Genomic DNA, 20,710 nt, shown 5'->3' with positions numbered 1-20,710 from the left:
TTCATCGTTCCTGATAGGTCTGTCGCAGTATTTTAACCGACCTGTTTCTTTTCTTCCGACTGATCGAGGCGCCCGTGAGCCTGCTCACCATCACCGACCTGACCCTCCGCATCGCGGGCCGCTCCCTGCTGGACAATGCGTCCCTCAGTGTGGACCCGGGGCGCAAGATCGGCCTGATCGGCAGGAACGGCGCCGGAAAATCCACCCTTCTGGCGGCGATCGCCGGTGATTTCGCGCCTGATGGCGGCACAATCACTCTCGCCGCACGCGCCACGATGGGCCGTGTGAAACAGGAAACACCCTCAGGCAGCACGTCCATTCTCGATACGGTTCTCGAAGGGGACCTCGAACGCACGCGGCTGCTCGCGGAAGCCGAAACTGCGACTGATCCGGTTCGCATCGCGGACGTCCACGAACGCCTCATTGCCATCGATGCCTACACCGCACCCGCCCGCGCCGGGGCCATCCTGTCCGGCCTTGGCTTCGATCAGGATGCGCAGAATCGGGCAGTTTCGGACTTTTCGGGCGGCTGGCGGATGCGCGTTTCGCTGGCTACGGCGCTCTTCCTGAACCCCGACCTCCTGCTGCTCGACGAACCGACCAACCATCTCGATATTGAAGCCACGCTCTGGCTGGAATCCTGGCTCGCGAAGTTCTCCGGTGCGGCGGTCATCGTCAGCCATGACCGCTCCCTGCTCGACAACACCGTGGATGCCATCGCCCATCTCGATCACCAGAAAATCAGCGTCACCCCCGGTGGTTACGACAATTTCGTCCGCATCCGCACGGAACAGGCGCTTCAGCAGAACCGCGCGGCCGAACGCATCGCCGCCCAGCGCGCACATATGCAATCCTTCGTGGACCGTTTCCGCGCCAAGGCCACCAAAGCCAAACAGGCACAAGCCCGTCTGAAGGCCCTCGAGCGTCTGCCGCAGATCGACAGCGTCGTGGAAGACACCCCCACCCACTTTTCTTTTCCTGAACCGCAGCCTTTGCCGCCGCCAATGCTGAGCCTGAACAATGTCAGCCTCGGATATGACGGGCGCGTCGTGCTCAAAGGGTTGAACCAGCGTCTGGACATGGAAGACCGCATTGCCCTGCTCGGCCAGAACGGCCGCGGCAAATCCACCTTCGCCAAGCTGCTGGCCGGTCGGCTGGAGCCGATGTCCGGCACCTACAGCCATTCGCCCAAACTGAAAATCGGCTATTTCGCCCAGCACCAGAGCGACGAACTTGTCCTGACCGACACGCCTATCGACCATATGAGCCGTGCCATGCCGGACGCGCTTCCTGCCGCCGTCCGCGCGCAACTTGCCCGGTTCGGCCTTGATGAAAACCGTGCAGAAACAAAGGTCGGAGAACTTTCGGGCGGCGAAAAGGCCCGTCTGCTGCTCGCCCTTTCCACCCGCGAGGCCCCGCATCTGCTGATCCTCGATGAGCCGACCAACCATCTCGATCTCGACGCCCGTGACGCCCTGATCCGCGCGCTCTCTGCTTTCGAAGGCGCTGTCGTCCTTATCAGCCATGACAGCCATCTCGTGGAATCCGTCGCCGACCGTTTTTGGCTGGTCGAAGATGGTACGATCTCTCCTTTTGACGGCGACATGGCCGAATACCGTGCCTGGCTTCTCGAACGCGCCCGCAAGGCCCGCGCCGAGATGGCCGAACGCAGTAAAACCACCACAGCCTCTGCGGATGGCAACACACCCTCTGCCCAGAAACGCATCGACCGCAAGGAACAGACCCGCGCCCTCGCCCCACTGCGGCGGAAAATCCGCGATGCCGAAGCGAAAATGACCCAGCTCTCCGGCGAAAAGAAAAAGATCGAGGCCCGACTGGCCGATCCAGCTCTCTACCAGTCCGGCGACGCTGCGGAACTAACGTCCCTGAACGTCCATCTGGCTGCGCTCAACGCCACACTCGAAACCGTTGAGGAAAGCTGGCTTGAAGCACAGGCCGAACTGGAAGACGCAACCGCCTGAGCGTTTACGGGTCTCCCACACAGTACATGATCGGAAGGAGCCATTGACCCTCCTTCCCTCTCCCCATAAGCCAGTTGCCAACGACTGACCCCAGGACTGACACCCCCATGCGCATCTCTTTTTCCGATCCGGCAGAACGCAGCGAAACGGAACCCCGCGCGCGGGAGCTGTCCAGAATTGCGGGGCTGATGCGGATCACGCTGGCCCTGACCCTGATGCTGCTCGCCATCTGGCTGATCGGCGATGTTCTGGCCGTGATCTTTGCGTCCGCCCTCGTGGCGATCGTCCTGCACGGACTTGCCCGAATGCTCCGGCGTCACGTTCCCGTCATTCCCTATCAGGGCGCGGTCGCCCTCGTGACCGTTGCGATCCTTGTCGCGCTGGTCGGCCTTGGCTGGAGCAGCGGGCCGTCCATCAGCGACCAGTTCATCCGCCTCAAACAGGCTCTCATCACCCAGTCCGGCGAACTCCATGCCCATCTGTCCGGCTCGACGGTCGGTCAGATGGTTCTCGACCATCTGCCATCGTCCTTGGGCGGCAACGCATCCGGCACAGGCGGCCTTGGCTCGCTGGGGTCCGGGCTTGCAGGGTCAGTCACGGGACTGCTCAGCAGCGTCTTCGGCATCATCGGAACGCTTCTGGTCATCCTGATCGCCGGTCTGTATTTCGCCCTCAGCCCCGCCGTCTATATCGACGGGATGCTCCGCCTCGTCCCCACTCAGCACCGTCCCGCCGCGCGTGAACTGATGCTGACCGCCGGTGCCACCCTCTGGGCCTGGACCGCGGGACAGGCGCTGGACATGCTTGTGGTCGGCATATTCTCTGGCATCGGCCTGTCGCTGATCGGCGTACCGCTCGCACTGGCGCTGGGCGTCGTGGCCGGGCTGTGCAACTTCATTCCCTATATCGGTGCGATTCTCGGCGCCGTGCCCGCCATCCTGCTGGGTCTGTCTCTTGGCACGCATGAAGCCCTGTTTGTCGTCATTCTGTACTGCGTAATCCAGTTCCTGGAAGGCAACGTTCTCGCCCCGCTGATTCAGGGCCGTGCCGTTCACATGCCGCCCGCCATGGCCATCCTTTCGCAGACTGTCTTTGGCTCCATCCTTGGTGCCCCCGGCCTGATCCTCGCCTCCCCCATCACCGCTGCTCTTCTGGCAATGGGCGACAAGGCCACGGCCCCGCTGGAGGACGAAAACCAGACCCGCCGTGACGTCGGCGAAGTCACGGAAGAAGAAGAAAAACAGCAGAAGTGAATTTCTGCTTGCTCCTGACGTAACGTCATCATCCTTGATGTGACGTCAGGAGCATGATGATGAACGTACGAACCCTGACAATTGGTGAACTCGCGGCGGCGACTGGCGTCACCCCCCGCGCTTTGCGGCACTTCGAGGCAGCCGGACTGCTTCGCCCGCAGCGCACGGAAAATGGTCGTCGCGCCTATAAGGCAACCGATATCGGGACCCTGACGCACATCCTGCTCCTGAAACGGGCCGGTTACACACTGAGGGAAATTGCGTCCCTTTCGCGTGGACCGCTCGATGCAGAAAGACTGCTACAGGCACAGCTCCGCGTTCTCGAAGCCCGGCGTACCGAACTCGACGCCGTTATCGGCCAGATGAAGGCCGCCTGCGCTACGATTTCAGGGGAAACTGTTCTGGATCTGAAGTCTTTCTGCGCTCTCATCAGCAAAGGACAGGATCATATGACATCCACCTCCATGAAAGACGTGTTGAACCAGTATTTCACGTCTGATGAACAGCAGCGCTGGGAGACCATGGCCAACAGCCATTTTCCCCCGGCGGATCGTACGGAATATGCTGAACAGTGGGAGGCGCTCATCGCTCAGTGCGAAGACGCCCTACGCCGGAACGTCTCTCCGGCCAGCGACGAAGCGGCGGACCTGCTGGCAAACTGGAAGACTCTCCAGAAACCGCTTCAGGATACGACGGGCCCGGAACTCTGGGGCAAGGCAAACCGGATGTATCTGGAGCGGGGCAACTGGGAAACGTCCGAGCGAAAGCTGCCTTTCAGCCCGGACGTTCAGGCATTCATTATTGCGGCCGCGCGCCATCAGGCTGTAACGCCATAAGCTGCGCATCAGGGAAGGCATTCATCCGGTACGGACCGTTTTTCTCGAGCTGAACACCGACGATGTCGTCCTGCTTCTTCTGCTTCCAGATGGAAACAATCACCGGCTGCCCCTGCGCCGTGGCCATTTCAAGAATGACCTGTCCCGGCGCAGGGGGACGCTCGCCTGACGGGCCCCATGCCGTCTCATGTGACTGGAGCCACAGATTGACCTTCTGAACCTCGTCGGCCGTCAGATTACGGCTGATGGGCGCGCTCATCTGGCCCGCAGTTACCTGTGGAAATTTCCAGGCATGCAGCAAGGGCCATGTCACGAACCAGACAATGCCCACGGGAATGAGGACCAGCGCCCCGAAAACCAGAAGAAGTTTCTGCTCGCGTCTCACGCCTGTTCTCCTGCCCAGCTATTGAGGGCTGCAATGATGTGATGGACGTCATCGTCCGTCAGTTCGGGATGGATGGGAAGCGCCAGCACCCGCTCGCCAAGCCCTTCGGCCACCGGCAGCACGGCTCCGTCATGATGCGGTGCATAGGCCGGCTGATGATGTAGCGGCTTCGGATAATAAATGGCGGTCGGAACGCCTGCGTTCTTCAGAAACGCCTGGAGCGAATCCCGCTTTGCCGCATCCGGCAGCAGAATCGTATAGATCGCCCAGGCACTCTCGCTATCCGGCACCCGCACGGGCGATACAATCCCTGCAGGCATTCCGGCATCGTAGGCCTTCGCAATCGCGTCCCGGCGCTTCAGCTCTCCGTCAAACACATCAAGCTTTGCCAGAAGCACGGCCGCCTGAAGCGTATCCAGCCGCCCATTGATCCCGATCCGCTCGACTTCATAGCGCGTCCGGCCTTCGCCATGCGTGCGAAGGGAATGATACAGCGCGGCCAGATCGTCGTCGTCCGTCAGGATCGCTCCACCGTCTCCATAACCGCCCAGCGGCTTGGACGGGAAGAAAGACAGCGTGGTCGCCTTCGCCTCATGCCCCAGACGACGGCCATGATATGTCGCGCCAAAAGATTGCGCACAATCGGCCACCAGCGTCAGGCCCTCCTGCGCCGTCCAGGCTTTCAGGTCGTCCCACGGCGCAGGTTGCCCGAACAGGTCCACCCCGATCACAACACGCGGCTCCAGATCTTCTGCCTGACGGACCGCCTCAAGCCGGGCTTTCAGCGATTCAAGACTGGTCTGGAAGGTCTGCGGATCGACATCCACGAAAACCGGCGTCCCACCCAACAGCAGAACGACTTCCGCCGTCGCCGTATAGGTGAAGGCCGGCAGGAAAACCGCATCACCCGGCCCGATTTCCTCGGCCATCAGCACCATCAGCAGCGCATCGGTCCCGGATGACACGCCAATCGCATGTTTCGCTCCGCCGAATTCCGCCAGACGCTGCTCCAGTTCTTGAACCTCCGGGCCAAGCACGAAGCGGCAATGCGCCATGACGGCATCCACACGCTTCTGGATGCTGCCACCGAGGCGCGCCTGCTGGGCGGGGAGGTCGAGAAAAGCAATCTGCCGTGTCATGGCGCTATCATCTCCGGATCGGGATGGGAGACCGCGACCGGCAGTCCGCCGTCACGGTTATGAAGAAATTCAGGAACCAGCCTGTACAGGATCGTCATGATCGCGCCCAGATCGTTTGCGCGGCAGGCCATTTCCAGCTCGTCCATCGCAAGTCTCGCCACTCTGAAATCGACCGTCCGCGGGGAGGCCATCCGCAGACCGGGCGCGTCGGTCGGAACCGGGGCCTCGCGTCCGTGGAACAGTTCCTCGAACAGCTTTTCGCCTGGACGCAGCCCCGTGAAGCGGATCTCGATATCGGTCTCGGGGCGCAAGCCCGCCAGCCGGATCATCTGGAAGGCCAGATCCATGATCCGCACCGGATCGCCCATATCGAGCACGAAAATCCCGCCCTGCTTGAGACGCCGGTCCGTCGCGTCATGTTCCGCACGCTCATGCGTTCCACGCACGGCCGCCTGCAACACAAGCCCCACGGCCTCCGGCACTGTCATGAAATAGCGCGTCATGTCCGGATGCGTGACCGTCAGCGGCCCACCATGTTCAAGCTGCCGCCTGAACAGCGGGACAACCGATCCTGTAGACCCCAGCACATTGCCAAACCGTACGGTCACGCATCGCATGCCGCCCTGCCCGGCCCGGGCCCGCATATCGAGCGCCTGTCCGTAGACCTCCGCACAGCGTTTACTGGCCCCCATCAGACTGGACGGATTGACCGCCTTGTCGGTGGAAATCATGACCATCGCCTGCGCGCCCGCCCGGTCGGCCTCGTCTGCAACGATCCGCGTGCCGATCACATTCGTCAGGATCCCCTCGATCGGATTGTCCTCGACGATAGGCACATGTTTGAGGGCCGCCGCATGAAACACGATCTGTGGCCGGTATTTTCCAAAAATCTCTGCCATGCGCCGCCGGTCGCGCACATCCGCCACGATCTGATGGCGTGTCACGTCACCAAAGCGCTCGGAAATATCCAGATTGATCTGCCACAGCGCATATTCGCTGCTCTCGATCAGCAAAAGCACAGCAGGCTGGAACGATGCAATCTGCCGTGCCAGTTCGGAGCCAATGCTGCCGCCAGCCCCGGTCACGGCAATGATGCGCCCGCAGATCAGCCGCGCCATACCCTGCGAATCGAGCGCAACGGGCGGACGGTTCAGCAGATCCTCGATTGCGATGGGCCGAAGCTCTACCCGGTCCGCCGGCTGCAAGGCTGTCAGAGACGGCGTGCGCTGAACGTCGATGTCATAGACCCGCGCCGCTTCAAGAATTCGCGCCAGTTCACGCCCCTTGATTTCGCTCGCGGTCAGAACCAATGCATCCGGCAGCTTTCCCGCAGCAAACAGCCGCTCCAGAATGGCGGGCGTTTCGCTGATTGTTCCAAGAATGGGGCAGTCATGGATACGCCGCCCGGCCTGTTGGGAACCGCCGGTCAGGATCCCCACCACACTGCGACTGTTCTCGCTGTCGCGCTCCATCGCCCTGATGAACAGATCGGCTTCATGATCCGCGCCCAGCAGCAGGATGCGCTGACTGGCCAGCGCCGTGCTTTTACGACGCGCCGCCAGACGCCACATCATGCGGACGGAGCCGAGAAACACCAGCAGGACCAGCGCATGGATGATCGGGAAAGTCGGCGTCGGCAGCGGATAGCCCGCCACGTGTAACAGCCCCGCAAACAGCAGCGCACTCAGAACCGAGGCACAGGCAATGTTGAACAGGTCCGCCACACCCGAGAAACGCCAGTACTGCTGCGGAACACGGAACGGCAACCCGCCCACCAGAAGGGTGATCCCACCACCGGCAATAAACCACAGCGGATGCAGCCATCCCCCGGCCGGATCCGCCAGCCAGCGCGCAACAGGCGCCGCCGCCGCAGAGACGACTCCGTCCAGCGCCACATTGAGCGCAATGCGCCGCGCCCGCATCGACGTATGCGAGGCCGATGCAGCAGGCGGCCTGAAAGAAGGCGCCGAGGGGGGCATTGAGGCCGGAGAGGCGGGGCCTGTAGGATCAGCAGATATCACCTGCCCCTTATAGCGCCAAAAGCCGCTCTCCCATAAAGTCGTTCGATGCCCTTTTCTTTCCACAACATTAACACCGGCCTTACGCTCCCCTGCGTCGCCGCGGTCGTCCTGTGCAATATCCTGATCCTGCTCATGATCCGCGCAGGCGTTCTGGACCACCCCGTAGAACGGAGCTCCCATACGCGGCCCACGCCCAAAGGCGGCGGTATCGGCATTGTCGGAGCCTTCGTTCTCTGCCTGGTCCCGGCCCTGCATGCAGCCCATGCCCCGGCGTCCATCATTCCCGCCGTTACGGGATTACTGATCGGCATGATCGTGCTCGGCGCCGTGTCATGGCTCGACGACATGCGGCCCTTCCCCGCCCGCTACAAACTCGCAGCACAGTTTCTGGCCGCAATCGCCGCAGCCTTCGGAGCAATTTACGGCACGCATACTCCGTTATGGACGCTGGTGCCCTTCGTGCTCGCCACCGTCTTCATTACGAATGCCCTGAATTTCATTGACGGAGTCAACGGTCTCGCTTCCGGCGTCATGGCCATCTCGGCCCTGTTCCTGACCGGTGCCGGCATTATGCCCGCCGCGTTCATGCTGCTCGCCATCTGCCTGCTGGGTTTTCTGCCCTATAATTTTCCAAAGGCCCGGATCTTCATGGGCGATGTCGGCAGCCAGCCTATCGGTCTCGCCATTGCCTGGGGGGGCATGACAGGCTTTCGCGCAGGTGGGGGTGTCCTCGTGATCGCTCTGCTTTCGGGCGTGCTGTGGGACGTGACATTCACGCTGCTGCGCCGCGCGCGCGACGGAGACAGACTGGCACAGGCCCATCGCGGCCATCTCTATCAGTTGGCCATTCGCTCGGGACTGCCCGTGCCGCTCGTTACTCTTTTATACTGGGGGTTTGCCCTTTGGGGCGCTGCGGCATTCGCCACAGGTCAGATCATCATAACCATCGTGATGATCGCCCTGCCACAGATCCTGTGGACAGGATATATCTGCACGCGGGCCAGAACCCGCGTGCAGGATCGCTGGTAATCAGCAGATCGTTCAGCCGGCGCGGCGGCTGCTCAGGCGCTCGACGGAAGCCGAAGCGCGTTCCGTGCGCGTCGAACGGGTGCCGGAGGCTTCCGTCATGACGGCACGCATTTCGCGCAGAAAGGTGGAGCCCTTCAGCGTGCGCTGTACGAGAACCGAACGACGGTCCAGCGGATCGACCTTGCGGCGGGCCAGATCCAGCTCACCCAGACGGTCGAGTGCGCGGGTGATGGCGGGTTTGGAAACCTTGAGCTCAAGGGCCAGACCACGAACCGTGTGGGCGCCGTCCCGCAGATAGCAGGTCAGGAACACGGCAAGCTGGCGTGCCGACAGGTCGGGACCGTCGCGGCGGACCATGGAAACGATGGTGTCGCACAGAAGATTGAGCATCTGATCATTGGTAGCCTGGGGCATGATCTCTCTCCTAAACAGTTCGACCCCTGTTGTCCGATCCCATAACAGGGAGGGGCGGCACGGGGGCCAACATGAAATTGTCTCTGTCTCTCCTTCCAGGGAGAGACGTCAGTTGCACTCAGATGGTGATTCGAAACGCATACGCAAGCATACGGGTTCCAAAACATTCCAGTAGACGATGACTCTGCATCGAAACGATAAGGGGCATATGCCTCATTGAAACGCATTTGACACCCTAATCTTTCAGCCGCGCTCCGCATCGCCACACTGTTCCCAGAGTGAAACGCTTCATGAAAGCTCAGGAATTATTATGAATTCGTGACAATGTTTCCAGAATCGCCCGAAGACCGAGCACTTCTCCGCCTTCAGGACGGCCCGGACGTCCGCCGTCATTCCACGCATAAGTGTCGATATGTGCCCATTTCTGGCCCTCCGGCACGAATTTCTGAAGATAAAGTGCCGCTGTGATCGCCCCGGCCATGGGTTTTGACGTCACGTTTCCGAAGTCGGCGATTTTACTATCGAGCCATGCATCATAGCCATGCCAGAGCGGCATTCTCCACATTACATCGGCCGTCGTTTTTCCCGATTCGAGAATGAGTGAGGCCAGTTCATCGTCATTACTGAACAATGCCGGCACATCCGGACCGAGTGCTACGCGCGCAGCACCCGTCAGGGTTGCAGCATCCAGAATGACATCCGGACGGTTTTCGGATGCTTCCGTTATGAGATCACACAACACCAGCCGCCCCTCCGCATCCGTGTTGCCAATTTCGACCGTTTTGCCGCTGCGCGTCTTCAGAACATCTCCTGGCCGCATGGCATGACCGGACACGCTGTTCTCCACACACCCCAGACGCAGCTCCAGATCCACATCCAGCCCCACGTCGATCGCCGCGCACATCACGGCCAGCATCAACGCAGCGCCCCCCATGTCCTTCTTCATCCGCAACATGCCCGCCGCGCCCTTGAGATCGTATCCCCCGGTGTCGAAACAGACGCCTTTGCCGATAAGGGAAATCCGTGGCGCGCCCTCACGTGCTTTCCACCGTGCCACGGCCACAACAGGCTTGCGTTCGGACCCTTCGCCCACCTCTGCCAGACACGGATACGCACGGCGCAGATCGTCTCCTTCGACCAGGCTGACACTTGCTCCCCGATGCACCAGCACCTTGCCCGCCATCTCGGCAAGCTCGCGCGGCCCCAGAAGATTCGCTGGCATGTTGATCAGATCGCGTCCGAACCACACGGCCTTCGACAACGCCACAAGCCGCGTCGCATCGTCCGGAACAACCATCCGCGTCGCGCGTGGCTTTGCCTCACCAAGACCGAACCGATACGCCCCCATGCAGAACCCGAGCAGCGCGCTCTCCAGCGCTCCGGCCTTCAATCCGTGCAGCACGACCGTCCAGTCTCCTTCCGGCAGTGCTGTTCCCAGCACACCGAAAGCATCCGGATCGTTCGACCGCACGGACGCCACACACAGAAGCGCAGCACCGACACCGCCCTCACCCGGCAGCAGCGTGAAAGCACCGTCTTTCGCCGAAAATCCCTGCCCCTGCAGAAACGCAGCATGCTCTCCGAGAAGAGTCATGACCGCTGCATGGTCTTCGCAGGCCACCAGATGAACCAGACGCGCCGAAGGTGCTTCGGCAGAGGTCACAAAGGGAAGCTGGGAATGCGGATTCATGAGATTTTCTTCCTCAAAGACCTGCCTCACCCGAGAAAGATCCGTCGGGAGGGCTTCAGATGCTTGCTTTTGCCCCGCAGGCACCCGACCATTCAGACATGAAGGGTGCATTCCACGGAACCTCGTCCAGCGACCATACCATGCCAGCCAGCATCCGTGCTGCCCTCGGCCCCACCAATACCGGCAAGACCCATTATGCCTTAACGCGCATGATGGCCCATGCGTCCGGCATCATTGGCTTTCCCCTGCGCCTTCTGGCCCGGGAAAACTACGAACGCCTCGTCAAAATCAAGGGCGAGCGTCACGTCGCCCTCATCACGGGCGAGGAAAAAATCGTGCCTCCCGGCGCGCGCTGGTTTTCCTGCACCGTCGAGGCCATGCCGCTGGATCGCAAGGCCGAGTTCATCGCCATTGACGAAATCCAGCTCGCCTCCGACCCCGATCGCGGACACGTCTTCACGGACCGCCTGCTCCACGCGCGTGGCACGGTCGAGACGCTGTTCCTCGGCGCTGAGACCATCCGTCCGCTGCTTCAGAGGCTCGTGCCCGGCATTGAAATCGACATCCGCGCCCGCCTCTCGAGTCTGGCCAGCACCGGACACACGAAACTCTCCCGCCTGCCCCCACGTTCGGCCATCGTCGCCTTCTCCATGAGCGAAGTCTATGCGCTGGCTGAAGTGATCCGCAGACGCCGTGGCGGCTGTGCGGTTATCATGGGCCAACTTAGCCCCCGCACCCGCAACGCTCAGGTCGAACTCTATCAGAACCGCGATGTGGACTATCTCGTCGCAACCGATGCCATCGGCATGGGTCTGAACATGGACGTCGATCACGTCGCCCTGGCGCAACTCAGCAAATTCGACGGCACTGTGCCGCGCCCGCTGTTCCCGCAGGAAATTGCCCAGATCGCCGGGCGCGCCGGACGCGGCATGAAAGACGGCACCTTCGGCACCACAGCCGACTGTCCGCCGATGTCCAGCGCCCTCGTCGAAGCTGTCGAACAGCACCGCTTCGATCCGATCCAGCGCCTCTACTGGCGCAACCACGAACTCGACTTCACCAACCCGGCCAACCTGCTCAAAAGCCTGACCCGGCCGCCACCGCTGCGCGGCCTGACCGCAGGCCGCGTGGCCTCGGACGTCACCACACTCGAATCTCTGATGCTTGACCCGGATGTCCGCGAGATCGCCCGAGGCAAGCGCGCCACAACCCTGCTCTGGGACGTCTGTCAGATCCCCGACTTCCGCAAGCTCGGCGATGACAGCCACACCCGGCTCTGCGCGCGCCTCTATATCCATCTGGTCAAGGAAGGCTCCATTCCCGCCAACTGGATGGAAGGCCATATCCGTGGGCTGGCCAAAACCGAAGGCGATATCGACACCCTCATGCACCGCCTGACCGGTGTGCGGGTCTGCTCCTATGTCGCCGCCCGCACCGAATGGAGCCGCCATTCCGCGATGTGGCAGGAACGCGCCCGTGAGGTCGAAGACCAGCTTTCCGACGCCCTGCACGAGCGCCTTACCGCCCGCTTCGTGGACCGCCGCGCCACCACGCTTCTGCGCCGCCTCGACAGCGACGGCGATCGTACGCTGCTATCCGCCGTCAAACCCGATGGCGACGTTCTGGTGGAGGGCCACAGCATCGGACGCATCCGGGGTTTCACACTGGAAACGGACGTTGCTTCCGGCCCGGAGCGCCAGATGATCCTGCGGGCCGGACGCAAAGCCCTCATCCACGAAATCCCCCGCCGCATCCGTCTCTTGCAGGACGCACCGGACACCGCCCTCAGACTGGACGCAACGACGGGACATATTTTCTGGGACGAAACCCCTTTGGGCCTACTTAGCGCAGGTTCCTCCCTGCTCCGTCCCGCCATCCAGCTTTTCCCCGCCGAGTTCACTGATACTGTCCAGAAAGGCCACGTCGAAACCCGCCTGCTGGCTTTCGTGATGCATCTCATCCAGACAGACCTCAAAGCTCTTTATCGCGCCCATGCCCTCGCTGAACGCGAACCCGGACTGCGTGCCATCCTCCACCGCCTCATGGATGATGGCGGCATCACCGAGACCCTGCCTGAAGACCATGCGCTTTCCCCCGCTCTACGCGGGAAACTGCGTAAAGGCGGGGTCGAGATCGGACGCTTCTCGATCTTCTGCCCCGCCCTGTTCCGGACGCGCCCTCTGGACCTTCTTGGACTGCTACATGCGCTGCACCAGCAGACTCCACACCGTCCGACAGCCCCCGGTCGCGTTTCTCTTCCCTGGGCTGACATCAGGGGTCAATTCGGCTGGATCCGCGCCGGGGATACAGGCCTGCGTCTCGACATCGCAGAACGCTGCATCGCGGAACTGCACCAGCTTGCACTCCGCCGAGACCATACGGCGCCATCCGATCTGGCCTCGCGGCTTGGCGTAAAGACCGACACCCTGCCGGCCGTCCTGAAAGGTCTGGGAATCGCACATCAACCGGCAGAAACCCCGTCTCCAAGCCATTCCGGTCCGCCGCGCCCTCTCATGATCCTCCACGACCGCAAGACCCGCGCCTCACGCCGCCCCAGATCCGCACAACATGGCTTTGCTCCCAGACGCCCCTCCCCACCGAGGACTGACAGCCCCTTCGCAGCCCTTGCCATCCTCAGGGAAAAAGTCCGTCCATGAGCGAGCCTTATCAGCGGCTGGACCAGTGGCTCTATTATGCCCGCATCGCCAAGACACGGCCGCTTTGCGCGGCCATCGTCGGAAAAGGCCGCATCCGCATCAACCGGCAGCCTACCAGCAAGCCCCATGCCAGGCTTCACATCGGGGACATATTGACTTTTCCCGCAGTTTCTGGCGGAGAAGTGCGCGTGTGGCGCGTCTTGGATCTTGGTGAACGCCGCGGTCCGGCAAAAGAAGCCGCACTTCTTTATGAAGTCATCACAGAAGACGGCTGAGGATGCTTGCGTCTGACGCCAAACCTTCGCATATCATCCCGCTCGGATGAAACCGGCCGGATGCCGGACCAGCAAGACGATCGGAGACGTCAATGACCTATGTGGTCACAGAAAACTGCATTCGCTGCAAGTTCACGGATTGCGTGGAAGTCTGCCCCGTAGACTGCTTCTACGCAGGTGAGAACTTCCTTGTCATCAATCCGGACGAATGCATCGACTGCGGCGTATGTGAGCCGGAATGCCCGGCCGAAGCCATCTTCCCCGACAGCGACAACCGCGCCGCACCGTGGATCGAAGTCAATGCGAAATATTCGACGCAATGGCCGAACATGACCCGCAAGATCGACGCCATGCCAGATGCGGAAGATTGGAAAGACAAGCCGGGCAAAGCTGCGATGCTGTCCGAAGCACCGCATCAGAGCTGATTTTCCTCCGACACAACCGACGTACCCCACCCGGTCTTTCACGAGACCGGGTTTTTTTATGCCTGCTGCCCGGATGGAAGCCACGCCCCCGGAGCGACACAAAGCACAAAAAAGGGCTGGCAGGATTTCTCCCGCCAGCCCTTCCCACAAGATTTCGAAAGAAACCTTAGCGGGACATCATGTTGATCGCAGTGTCATGCATGATGAAGATCGTGCCGCCGATGATGACGATCACCGATGCCGCAGCAAAGATGAAGCACATCAGGTTCCAGCTCTGCTCGCTGCTGGTGTTCAGGTGAAGGAAGAACACCAGGTGGACGACGATCTGCACGACGGCAAGAACCGTCAGTGCGGCCAGCGCCATCCCTGGAGACAGGGCGTGGGTCATGACGGCGGCAAAAGATGCCACCGTCAGGATCACGGCCAGAACGAAGCCGATCAGATAAGCCGAATAGGAGCCGTGGCTACCATCGTGGGCTGTATGTGCCTGAGCCATTACATCACTCCTGCGAGATAGACGAACGAGAAGACACAGATCCAGACGATGTCGAGGAAGTGCCAGAACAGGCTGAGGCAGGCCAACTTGTTCATCATACGCTCGGACAGATCCTGCGGACCCATCATCTGCACCATCAGGACAACCATCCAGATCAGGCCGCAGGTGACGTGCAGACCATGCGTTCCCACCAGCGTGAAGAACGCGGAGAGGAATGCAGAACGGTCAGGGCCATTGCCTTCTGCGATCATGGAGGTGAACTCGTTCACCTCCAGACCGACGAAGGAAGCGCCGAGCACAAACGTGACGGCAAGCCAGACCAGAACCATCGTCTTGTTCTTCGCCAGCGCGTTCAGCGAGGCAAAGCCGTACGTGATGGACGAGAACAGCAGGATAGCCGTCTCGATCCCCACGTTCGTCAGGTCGAACAGTTCCTTGCCCGACGGGCCACCGGCATACTGGTTCCGGAGGACCGCAAAGGCAGCGAAGATCGACCCGAACAGGACGCAGTCCGTCATCAGGTAGAGCCAGAAGCCGAACACGTTGGGGGTCTCGTGATGATGTTCCCCGCCGTGATCGTCGGCGTGTGCCAGAGGCGACATTGTTGCTTCGTGAGCCATAAGTCTTATGCCCCCCTCTTACTCTGCTGCCTGCGCCGCAGCGATACGACGAGAATAGACTTCCTCGTTGTGCTCGATTTCGCTCACCGGGACGTAGTAGTCGACGTCGCGGTTTGCGCTGCGCAGGATCATGGTTGCAACGATACCGATCAGGCCGATGGCAGCAAGCCACCAGATGTACCAGATCGAAGCGAAACCGAGGATGAAGCTGAACAGACCGATGAAGACACCAGCAGATGTGTTCTTCGGCATGTGGATCGGAGCCAGCGGCTTGCCGTGAGCCTTCAGACCCAGCTGCTTCTCGGTGTGGAACGTGTCGAGACCATGAATGTCAGGAATGACCGCGAAGTTGTAAGCCGGCGGCGGAGAAGAGATGGACCACTCCAGCGTACGGCCGTTCCACGGATCACCCGTCAGATCAAGGTTCTCGGGCAGGTTACGGTCACGGATGGACACGTAGAGCTGCGTCAGCTGGCAGACGATACCGCAGGCGATAACGATTGCACCGGCTTCAGCAACCAGCATCCACGGATACCAGTCGGGATTGTCGTAGTGGTTCATACGACGCGTCATGCCCTCGAGACCGAGGATATAGAGCGGGACGAAGGCCAGATAGAAGCCGACGAACCAGCACCAGAAAGCGCGCTTGCCCCAGGCTTCGTTCAGCTTGAAGCCGAAAGCCTTCGGGAACCAGAAGCCCATGCCCGCGATGTAACCGAAATACACGCCGCCGATGATGACGTTGTGGAAGTGGGCGATCAGGAACAGGGAGTTGTGCAGGATCCAGTCAGCAGCCGGCATGGCCATCATGACACCGGTCATACCACCGATGGAGAAGGTGATCATGAAGCCCAGCGTCCAGTACATCGGAGCCGTGAATTCCACGCGGCCCTTATACATCGTGAACAGCCAGTTGAAGATCTTCACACCCGTCGGGACGGCGATGATCATCGTCATGATACCGAAGAAGGTATTGACGTTGGCACCGGCACCCATGGTGAAGAAGTGATGCACCCACACGACGAAGGAGAGCACCATGATGGAGCACGTGGCGTACACCATCGTCTTGTAGCCGAAGAGCGGCTTCTGGGAGAACGTTGCCGTGACCTCGGAGAACACACCGAACGCCGGAATGACGAGGATGTAAACTTCCGGATGGCCCCAGGTCCAGATCATGCTGAGGTAGAGCATGACGTTGCCGCCGGCATCATTCGTGAAGAAGTGCATGCCGAGGTAACGGTCAAGGCTGAGCAGAGCCAGCGTTACCGTCAGAACCGGGAAGGACACCATGATCAGCACGGTCGTGCAGAACGCAGTCCAGGTGAACACCGGCATCTGCATCCAGCCCATGCCAGGCGCACGCATTTTGACAATGGTCGTGAAGAAGTTCACGCCCGTCAGCAACGTACCGACACCGGAGATCTGAACAGCCCAGATATAGTAGTCAACGCCGACACCCGGGCTGAACTGCATCTCGGACAGAGGCGGGTAAACCAGCCAGCCGCACTGTGCAAACTCACCGATGAACAGCGAGATGTTGATCAGCAGGGCTCCGACCAGCGTCATATAGAAGCTGAGCGAGTTCAGGAACGGGAACGCCACGTCACGTGCACCGATCTGAAGGGGAACCACCAGGTTCATCAGGCCCGTCATGAACGCCATCGCCATGAAGAAGATCATGATGGTGCCGTGAGCGGAGAAGACCTGGTCGTAGTGATGCGGCGGCAGATAACCGGGGTTACCATTATAGGCCAGCGCAAGCTGGGTCCGCATCATGATGGCGTCCGCAAAACCACGGAACAGCATGACGATCGCCAGAATGACGTACATCACAGCAAGACGCTTGTGGTCGACAGTCGTCAGCCATTCACGCCAGAGATAGCCCCATTTGCCATAATAGGTGACAGCACCCAGTACGGCGAGACCGATAACAGCAACACCAAGGAATGTACCGACAAGAATCGGCACATCCAACGGTATGGCTGAAAAGGAGAGTTTTCCGAGCATCTGTCGGTTATTCCTTCATGCCAGTGTCGGACGGTGCAGCGTTGAGAACGGACTGCATGTGCATGACCTTGCCCGTCGTCTTGTCCACCACCATGCCATTGTTATACTTGGCTACGATGCCGTCGAAGAGATCCGGCTGGACATGCGCGAAATACTGTACCGGTGCAGCTTCCTGCGGTGCAGCATATTTCGGGTATGTGGTATCGTCGAGATTTTCGCTTCCGCTCTTCACTTTCTCGACCCAGTCGTTGAACTGAGCGGGGTCCATGGCGAGAGTACGGAACTTCATATCCGAGAAACCGCGACCGCTGAACTGCGATGCTTCACCAAGGTAATCCCCCGGTGCGCTTGCAATCAGATGCAGCTGCGTCTGCTGACCCGGCATGGCGTAGATCATCGAGCCCAGACGGGGGATGAAGAACGACGTCATGACGGAATCAGACGTAATCTGGAAGTCGAGCGGCGTGTTCGTCGGCACATCCAGCTGGTTGATCGTTGCGATCCCCAGGTCCGGATAGATGAACAGCCACTTCCAGTCGAGAGAAACCACCTGAACGTTCAGCGGCTTGACATTGTCATCCGTCTGAAGCGGGCGGTACGGGTCATAGGCATGCGTACTCCACCAGCTGATGGCGCCAAGGAAGGCGATCAGAATGGCGGGAACACCCCAGATGACATATTCAATTGCGGTCGAATGATCCCAGGTCGGGAGGTATTCGGCCTCTTTGTTGGAAGCACGATACTTCCACGCAAAATAAAGCGTCGCGACGCAGGTGGGAACCACAACGAGCATCATGATGACGAATTCCGCCACCATGACATCGCGGTTCATTTCTGCGACCGGGCCGCGCGGCTGAAGCAGATCAACCGTACAACCCGATAGCATCAGCGCCGGCAACGCTGGGAGATATCGCCAGAGTTTTTTCATCGGTCCTGCTTTCATCATCCGTTCCGGCTTGCAGTAGTCGCCGGGAAACGGTTTGACACGATAAGGTCCGCATCAGTGCCGCCGAACGCTGCCATAGTCTGCTACCTTTCTCGTTCGTATCCTGACGTCAGGAACCGGATCAAAGATCCGATCCTGAAGTTCATTCAGCATGGGACACGGCTGTCCCGGTTCCTCAGGTTTTTTCTGCCTGAATCGCCTCAAAGACAAGGCTTATCACGGATTTCGTGAGCCTTTCCTCCACATGACTCTCAGGTTGAAATGGCTGTTTTTCGCCACATTTGATCTAATTAAGACTTTCATTAATCCATAAAATTACAGATTTTTAATGTAAGTCTCTTTAGAATTCGCGAAAATAATTCAAGACTTTATTGGTCCAAAAAGCAGAAAGGGGCGGCATCAACTGCCGCCCCTTTCCCGATGCCCAGTATCGTCCGGACAGTACTGTCAGTCACTGTTACCTGAACGAACACCCATGAACTGGATAAGAAACTGAAACAGGTTCACGAAATTGAGATACATCGTCAGCGCATCATAAACGCTCAGCTTCGCTACTTCGTCTGGACCAGCATAGGCCATGTACTGCTGGTACGTGATCTTGATCCGCTGCGTATCATAGGCCGCAAGCAGGGTGAAAAGACCCACACCTATTACTGAAACCAGCATGGCCAGCGGCGAACTGTGCAGGAAAATGTTCACCACCGAGGCCAGAACGATACCGATCAGCCCCATGAACAGGAACGAACCGAGTCGAGCGAGATTGGCGCCGGTCGTGTATCCCCACAGCGACATTCCGGCGAATGTAATGGCCGTCACAAAGAACGTCCGGGCTACGGAAACACCCGTATAGCTCAGCAGAATGCTGGCCATGCTGGCGCCCATTGCGGCACTGAACAGCAGGAAAATTCCCTGCACGGCAGGACGGGACAGACGGTTGACGCCAAAAGACAGAACCATCACGAAAACAAGCGGCGCAAAGATGCTGATGCCACCCAGAAGGGTCGGCCGCAGGACAAGCGCGCCGTTCGGCGTTTCTGCCAGATGGAAAAACAGGGCGCGAAGGGAAGTCTGTGCGACGCCATAGGCGACCACTCCCGTGATCACCAGACCAAGCGCCATCCAGTTGAAGACCCTGCACATATAAGCGCGAAGTCCGGCATCAAGGCTGCCGGCTCCGGCCTGCACACCGGCTCTGCTGAAGTTGGAATTAAAAGCCATGACACCTTTTCCAATGAGATGCCCTTCTGAAAAGGGCGCTTGACGAACCAGGGAGGGCCGTCCGTACACTCCACCTGAATGTGGGAGTTTTGCCGGAGGGGTCAAGAATACTCCGCCATCCCTTACTTATTTTTCATGGGAAACGCACCTCTTGAGACTTTTTGTCGCACTCGACCTTCCTGTCGACATCCGGGAAACGCTTGCGCTGATGCGCGGTTCCATGCCTGGCGTGCAATGGGTTCCTGCACAAAACCATCACATCACCCTCCGCTTTATCGGAGAAATCACGGACAGGCACCGATTGGAGGAGATTGACCTGGCTCTCTCCCGCCTGGCCTGGAAGCCATTCGATCTGTCGCTCGCGCAGGCTGACATCCGCGAGGGGCTCAATGCCGACAGCCTTTTGATCGGGGTCGAACGCACTCCACAACTTGAGACGCTCCAGTCCCAGGTCGAAAGCGTCCTTCGCCGGGCCGGATGCCCTCCTGCGAAACGGCGCTTCCAGCCAGCCGTCACGCTGGGGCATTTCTCATCCAGCCAGCGGTCGGACGCCATCCAGTGGGTGCAGCGACACAATCTCTTCCGCAGCAAACCGATGTCCGTAGAGCACGTTACGCTTTTTGAAAGCCTACGTAGCCTTGGAGAGCATGTCTATATTCCGAGAGCTGAATATGCCTGGCAGCCGGAAATGCCCCTGATCCCCGAGGAAGAATGACCCGACCCGCTCCCTCCCCAGAGGAGCGCCTTGACGCGCTTCTTGGGGAAGTCCGTGCCTGCCGTGTCTGTGAGGCTCACCTCCCTCTGGGCGCACGCCCTCTGATCCACGCCTCCGCAACGTCCAGAATCCTGATCGCAAGTCAGGCACCGGGCACCAAGGCCCATATCGCCGGCAAATCGTTTTTCGACCCGTCCGGAAATCGCCTCAGAAGCTGGCTCGATATCCCGGAAGACATTTTTTACGACACCCGGCACGTCGCGATTTTGCCAATGGGCCTCTGCTATCCCGGGCGCCTGCCTCAGGGCGGCGACAAACCGCCGCGCCCCGAATGTGCTCCCCTGTGGCGCCAGCGTATTCTGTCGCTCCTGCCTGATGTTCGCCTGACCCTTCTTGTGGGCAGCTATTCCCAGAACCATGTTCTGGGACGTGGTTCGGTCACGGAACGTGTCAGGAATTTCAGGAATTATCTGCCCGAATATTTTCCCCTGCCCCATCCGTCATGGCGAACCGGCGTGTGGGAAAAGAAAGCGCCGTGGTTTCAGGAGGAGGTCATCCCCGCCCTGCGAGAACGAGTCCATGCCGTCCTTGCGGAGCGCTGA

19 protein-coding genes are annotated in these 20,710 nt (G+C 60.1%); 9 read left to right on the top strand and 10 right to left on the bottom strand.

The genetic code is table 11. The annotated features are described in order from the left end of the window. Nucleotides 1-74: 74 nt before the first annotated feature. From A0U94_RS03785 to A0U94_RS03775, 3 genes are all read left to right on the top strand, one after another. The gene (locus A0U94_RS03785; protein WP_077802486.1) at nucleotides 75-1,982 is read left to right on the top strand and encodes an ABC-F family ATP-binding cassette domain-containing protein; all 1,908 of its coding nucleotides are present in this window, start codon (nucleotides 75-77) and stop codon (nucleotides 1,980-1,982) included. 107 nt (nucleotides 1,983-2,089) lie between these two features. Next, a complete protein-coding gene (locus tag A0U94_RS03780) occupies nucleotides 2,090-3,235 on the top strand; it encodes an AI-2E family transporter (RefSeq protein WP_077802485.1) in 1,146 nt (381 codons plus the stop codon). 53 nt (nucleotides 3,236-3,288) lie between these two features. After that, nucleotides 3,289-4,071: a MerR family transcriptional regulator gene (locus tag A0U94_RS03775; protein WP_077802484.1), complete on the top strand. Its 783-nt coding sequence runs from the start codon at nucleotides 3,289-3,291 to the stop codon at nucleotides 4,069-4,071. Here the strand turns inward: A0U94_RS03775 and A0U94_RS03770 are convergent. From A0U94_RS03770 to A0U94_RS03760, 3 genes are read right to left on the bottom strand one after another with little or no spacing between them, the layout of a single operon-like run. Further along, on the bottom strand, nucleotides 4,034-4,456 hold the full coding sequence (locus A0U94_RS03770; protein ID WP_062030840.1) for a hypothetical protein: 423 nt from the start codon (nucleotides 4,454-4,456) through the stop codon (nucleotides 4,034-4,036). The two genes, A0U94_RS03775 and A0U94_RS03770, sit on opposite strands and share 38 nt — an antisense overlap. Continuing rightward, entirely contained in the window at nucleotides 4,453-5,595 is a 1,143-nt protein-coding gene (locus tag A0U94_RS03765; protein ID WP_077802483.1) for a DegT/DnrJ/EryC1/StrS family aminotransferase, read from the bottom strand. The genes A0U94_RS03770 and A0U94_RS03765 overlap by 4 nt, the downstream gene beginning before the upstream one ends. Beyond that, the gene (locus A0U94_RS03760; protein WP_244178061.1) at nucleotides 5,592-7,517 is read right to left on the bottom strand and encodes a polysaccharide biosynthesis protein; all 1,926 of its coding nucleotides are present in this window, start codon (nucleotides 7,515-7,517) and stop codon (nucleotides 5,592-5,594) included. Before A0U94_RS03760 ends, A0U94_RS03765 begins: the two co-directional genes overlap by 4 nt. A gap of 144 nt (nucleotides 7,518-7,661) precedes the next feature. Between A0U94_RS03760 and A0U94_RS03755 the strand changes: the two genes are divergently transcribed. After that, nucleotides 7,662-8,645, top strand: a complete 984-nt coding sequence (locus A0U94_RS03755) for a glycosyltransferase family 4 protein (RefSeq protein WP_077802481.1) — start codon at nucleotides 7,662-7,664, stop codon at nucleotides 8,643-8,645. 12 nt (nucleotides 8,646-8,657) lie between these two features. Here the strand turns inward: A0U94_RS03755 and A0U94_RS03750 are convergent, their stop codons facing one another. Together A0U94_RS03750 and A0U94_RS03745 are read right to left on the bottom strand one after the other, a co-directional pair. Further along, a complete protein-coding gene (locus A0U94_RS03750) occupies nucleotides 8,658-9,059 on the bottom strand; it encodes a MarR family transcriptional regulator (protein WP_062030832.1) in 402 nt (133 codons plus the stop codon). 298 nt (nucleotides 9,060-9,357) lie between these two features. After that, entirely contained in the window at nucleotides 9,358-10,749 is a 1,392-nt protein-coding gene (locus tag A0U94_RS03745) for a M17 family metallopeptidase (protein WP_077803823.1), read from the bottom strand. A 59-nt stretch (nucleotides 10,750-10,808) separates the two neighbouring features. On the opposite strand from A0U94_RS03745, the gene A0U94_RS03740 reads away from it, so the two are divergent. The 3 genes from A0U94_RS03740 (at nucleotide 10,809) to fdxA (ending at nucleotide 14,106) form a co-directional block, all read left to right on the top strand. After that, entirely contained in the window at nucleotides 10,809-13,406 is a 2,598-nt protein-coding gene (locus A0U94_RS03740; RefSeq protein WP_149026656.1) for a helicase-related protein, read from the top strand. Further along, nucleotides 13,403-13,681 (top strand): RNA-binding S4 domain-containing protein, encoded by a 279-nt coding sequence (locus tag A0U94_RS03735; RefSeq protein ID WP_062030830.1) that lies wholly within the window; start codon nucleotides 13,403-13,405, stop codon nucleotides 13,679-13,681. Before A0U94_RS03740 ends, A0U94_RS03735 begins: the two co-directional genes overlap by 4 nt. A 92-nt stretch (nucleotides 13,682-13,773) precedes the next feature. Beyond that, nucleotides 13,774-14,106 carry a ferredoxin FdxA gene (gene fdxA / locus A0U94_RS03730; RefSeq protein ID WP_062030828.1) on the top strand — a complete coding sequence of 111 codons (333 nt, stop codon included), beginning with the start codon at nucleotides 13,774-13,776 and terminating at the stop codon, nucleotides 14,104-14,106. A gap of 166 nt (nucleotides 14,107-14,272) precedes the next feature. On the opposite strand, the gene cyoD is transcribed toward fdxA, so the two are convergent. The 5 genes from cyoD to A0U94_RS03705 all read right to left on the bottom strand — a co-directional run bounded on the left by cyoD (nucleotide 14,273) and on the right by A0U94_RS03705 (nucleotide 19,393). Continuing rightward, nucleotides 14,273-14,602, bottom strand: coding sequence for a cytochrome o ubiquinol oxidase subunit IV (gene cyoD / locus A0U94_RS03725; protein WP_062030826.1), 330 nt, complete (start codon nucleotides 14,600-14,602; stop codon nucleotides 14,273-14,275). Next, nucleotides 14,602-15,222 (bottom strand): cytochrome o ubiquinol oxidase subunit III, encoded by a 621-nt coding sequence (cyoC, locus tag A0U94_RS03720; protein WP_062030824.1) that lies wholly within the window; start codon nucleotides 15,220-15,222, stop codon nucleotides 14,602-14,604. Before cyoC ends, cyoD begins: the two co-directional genes overlap by 1 nt. An 18-nt stretch (nucleotides 15,223-15,240) precedes the next feature. After that, a complete protein-coding gene (cyoB, locus tag A0U94_RS03715) occupies nucleotides 15,241-17,229 on the bottom strand; it encodes a cytochrome o ubiquinol oxidase subunit I (RefSeq protein WP_062030822.1) in 1,989 nt (662 codons plus the stop codon). A gap of 7 nt (nucleotides 17,230-17,236) precedes the next feature. Next, nucleotides 17,237-18,175 (bottom strand): ubiquinol oxidase subunit II, encoded by a 939-nt coding sequence (gene cyoA, locus A0U94_RS03710; protein WP_062030820.1) that lies wholly within the window; start codon nucleotides 18,173-18,175, stop codon nucleotides 17,237-17,239. Nucleotides 18,176-18,622: 447 nt separating this feature from the next. Beyond that, nucleotides 18,623-19,393 (bottom strand): Bax inhibitor-1/YccA family protein, encoded by a 771-nt coding sequence (locus A0U94_RS03705; RefSeq protein ID WP_062030818.1) that lies wholly within the window; start codon nucleotides 19,391-19,393, stop codon nucleotides 18,623-18,625. A gap of 151 nt (nucleotides 19,394-19,544) precedes the next feature. Here A0U94_RS03705 and thpR point away from each other — a divergent pair, with 151 nt between their 5' ends. Beyond that, nucleotides 19,545-20,108 (top strand): RNA 2',3'-cyclic phosphodiesterase, encoded by a 564-nt coding sequence (gene thpR / locus A0U94_RS03700; protein ID WP_077802480.1) that lies wholly within the window; start codon nucleotides 19,545-19,547, stop codon nucleotides 20,106-20,108. Beyond that, on the top strand, nucleotides 20,105-20,710 hold the full coding sequence (locus A0U94_RS03695; protein ID WP_062110477.1) for a uracil-DNA glycosylase family protein: 606 nt from the start codon (nucleotides 20,105-20,107) through the stop codon (nucleotides 20,708-20,710). The genes thpR and A0U94_RS03695 overlap by 4 nt, the downstream gene beginning before the upstream one ends.

The sequence above is a fragment of the Gluconobacter albidus genome (genome assembly GCF_002005485.1).
Lineage (GTDB): Bacteria > Pseudomonadota > Alphaproteobacteria > Acetobacterales > Acetobacteraceae > Gluconobacter > Gluconobacter albidus.
Note: the sequence above shows the minus strand (reverse complement) of the source record. Positions and strands in the feature narration are given on the sequence as shown.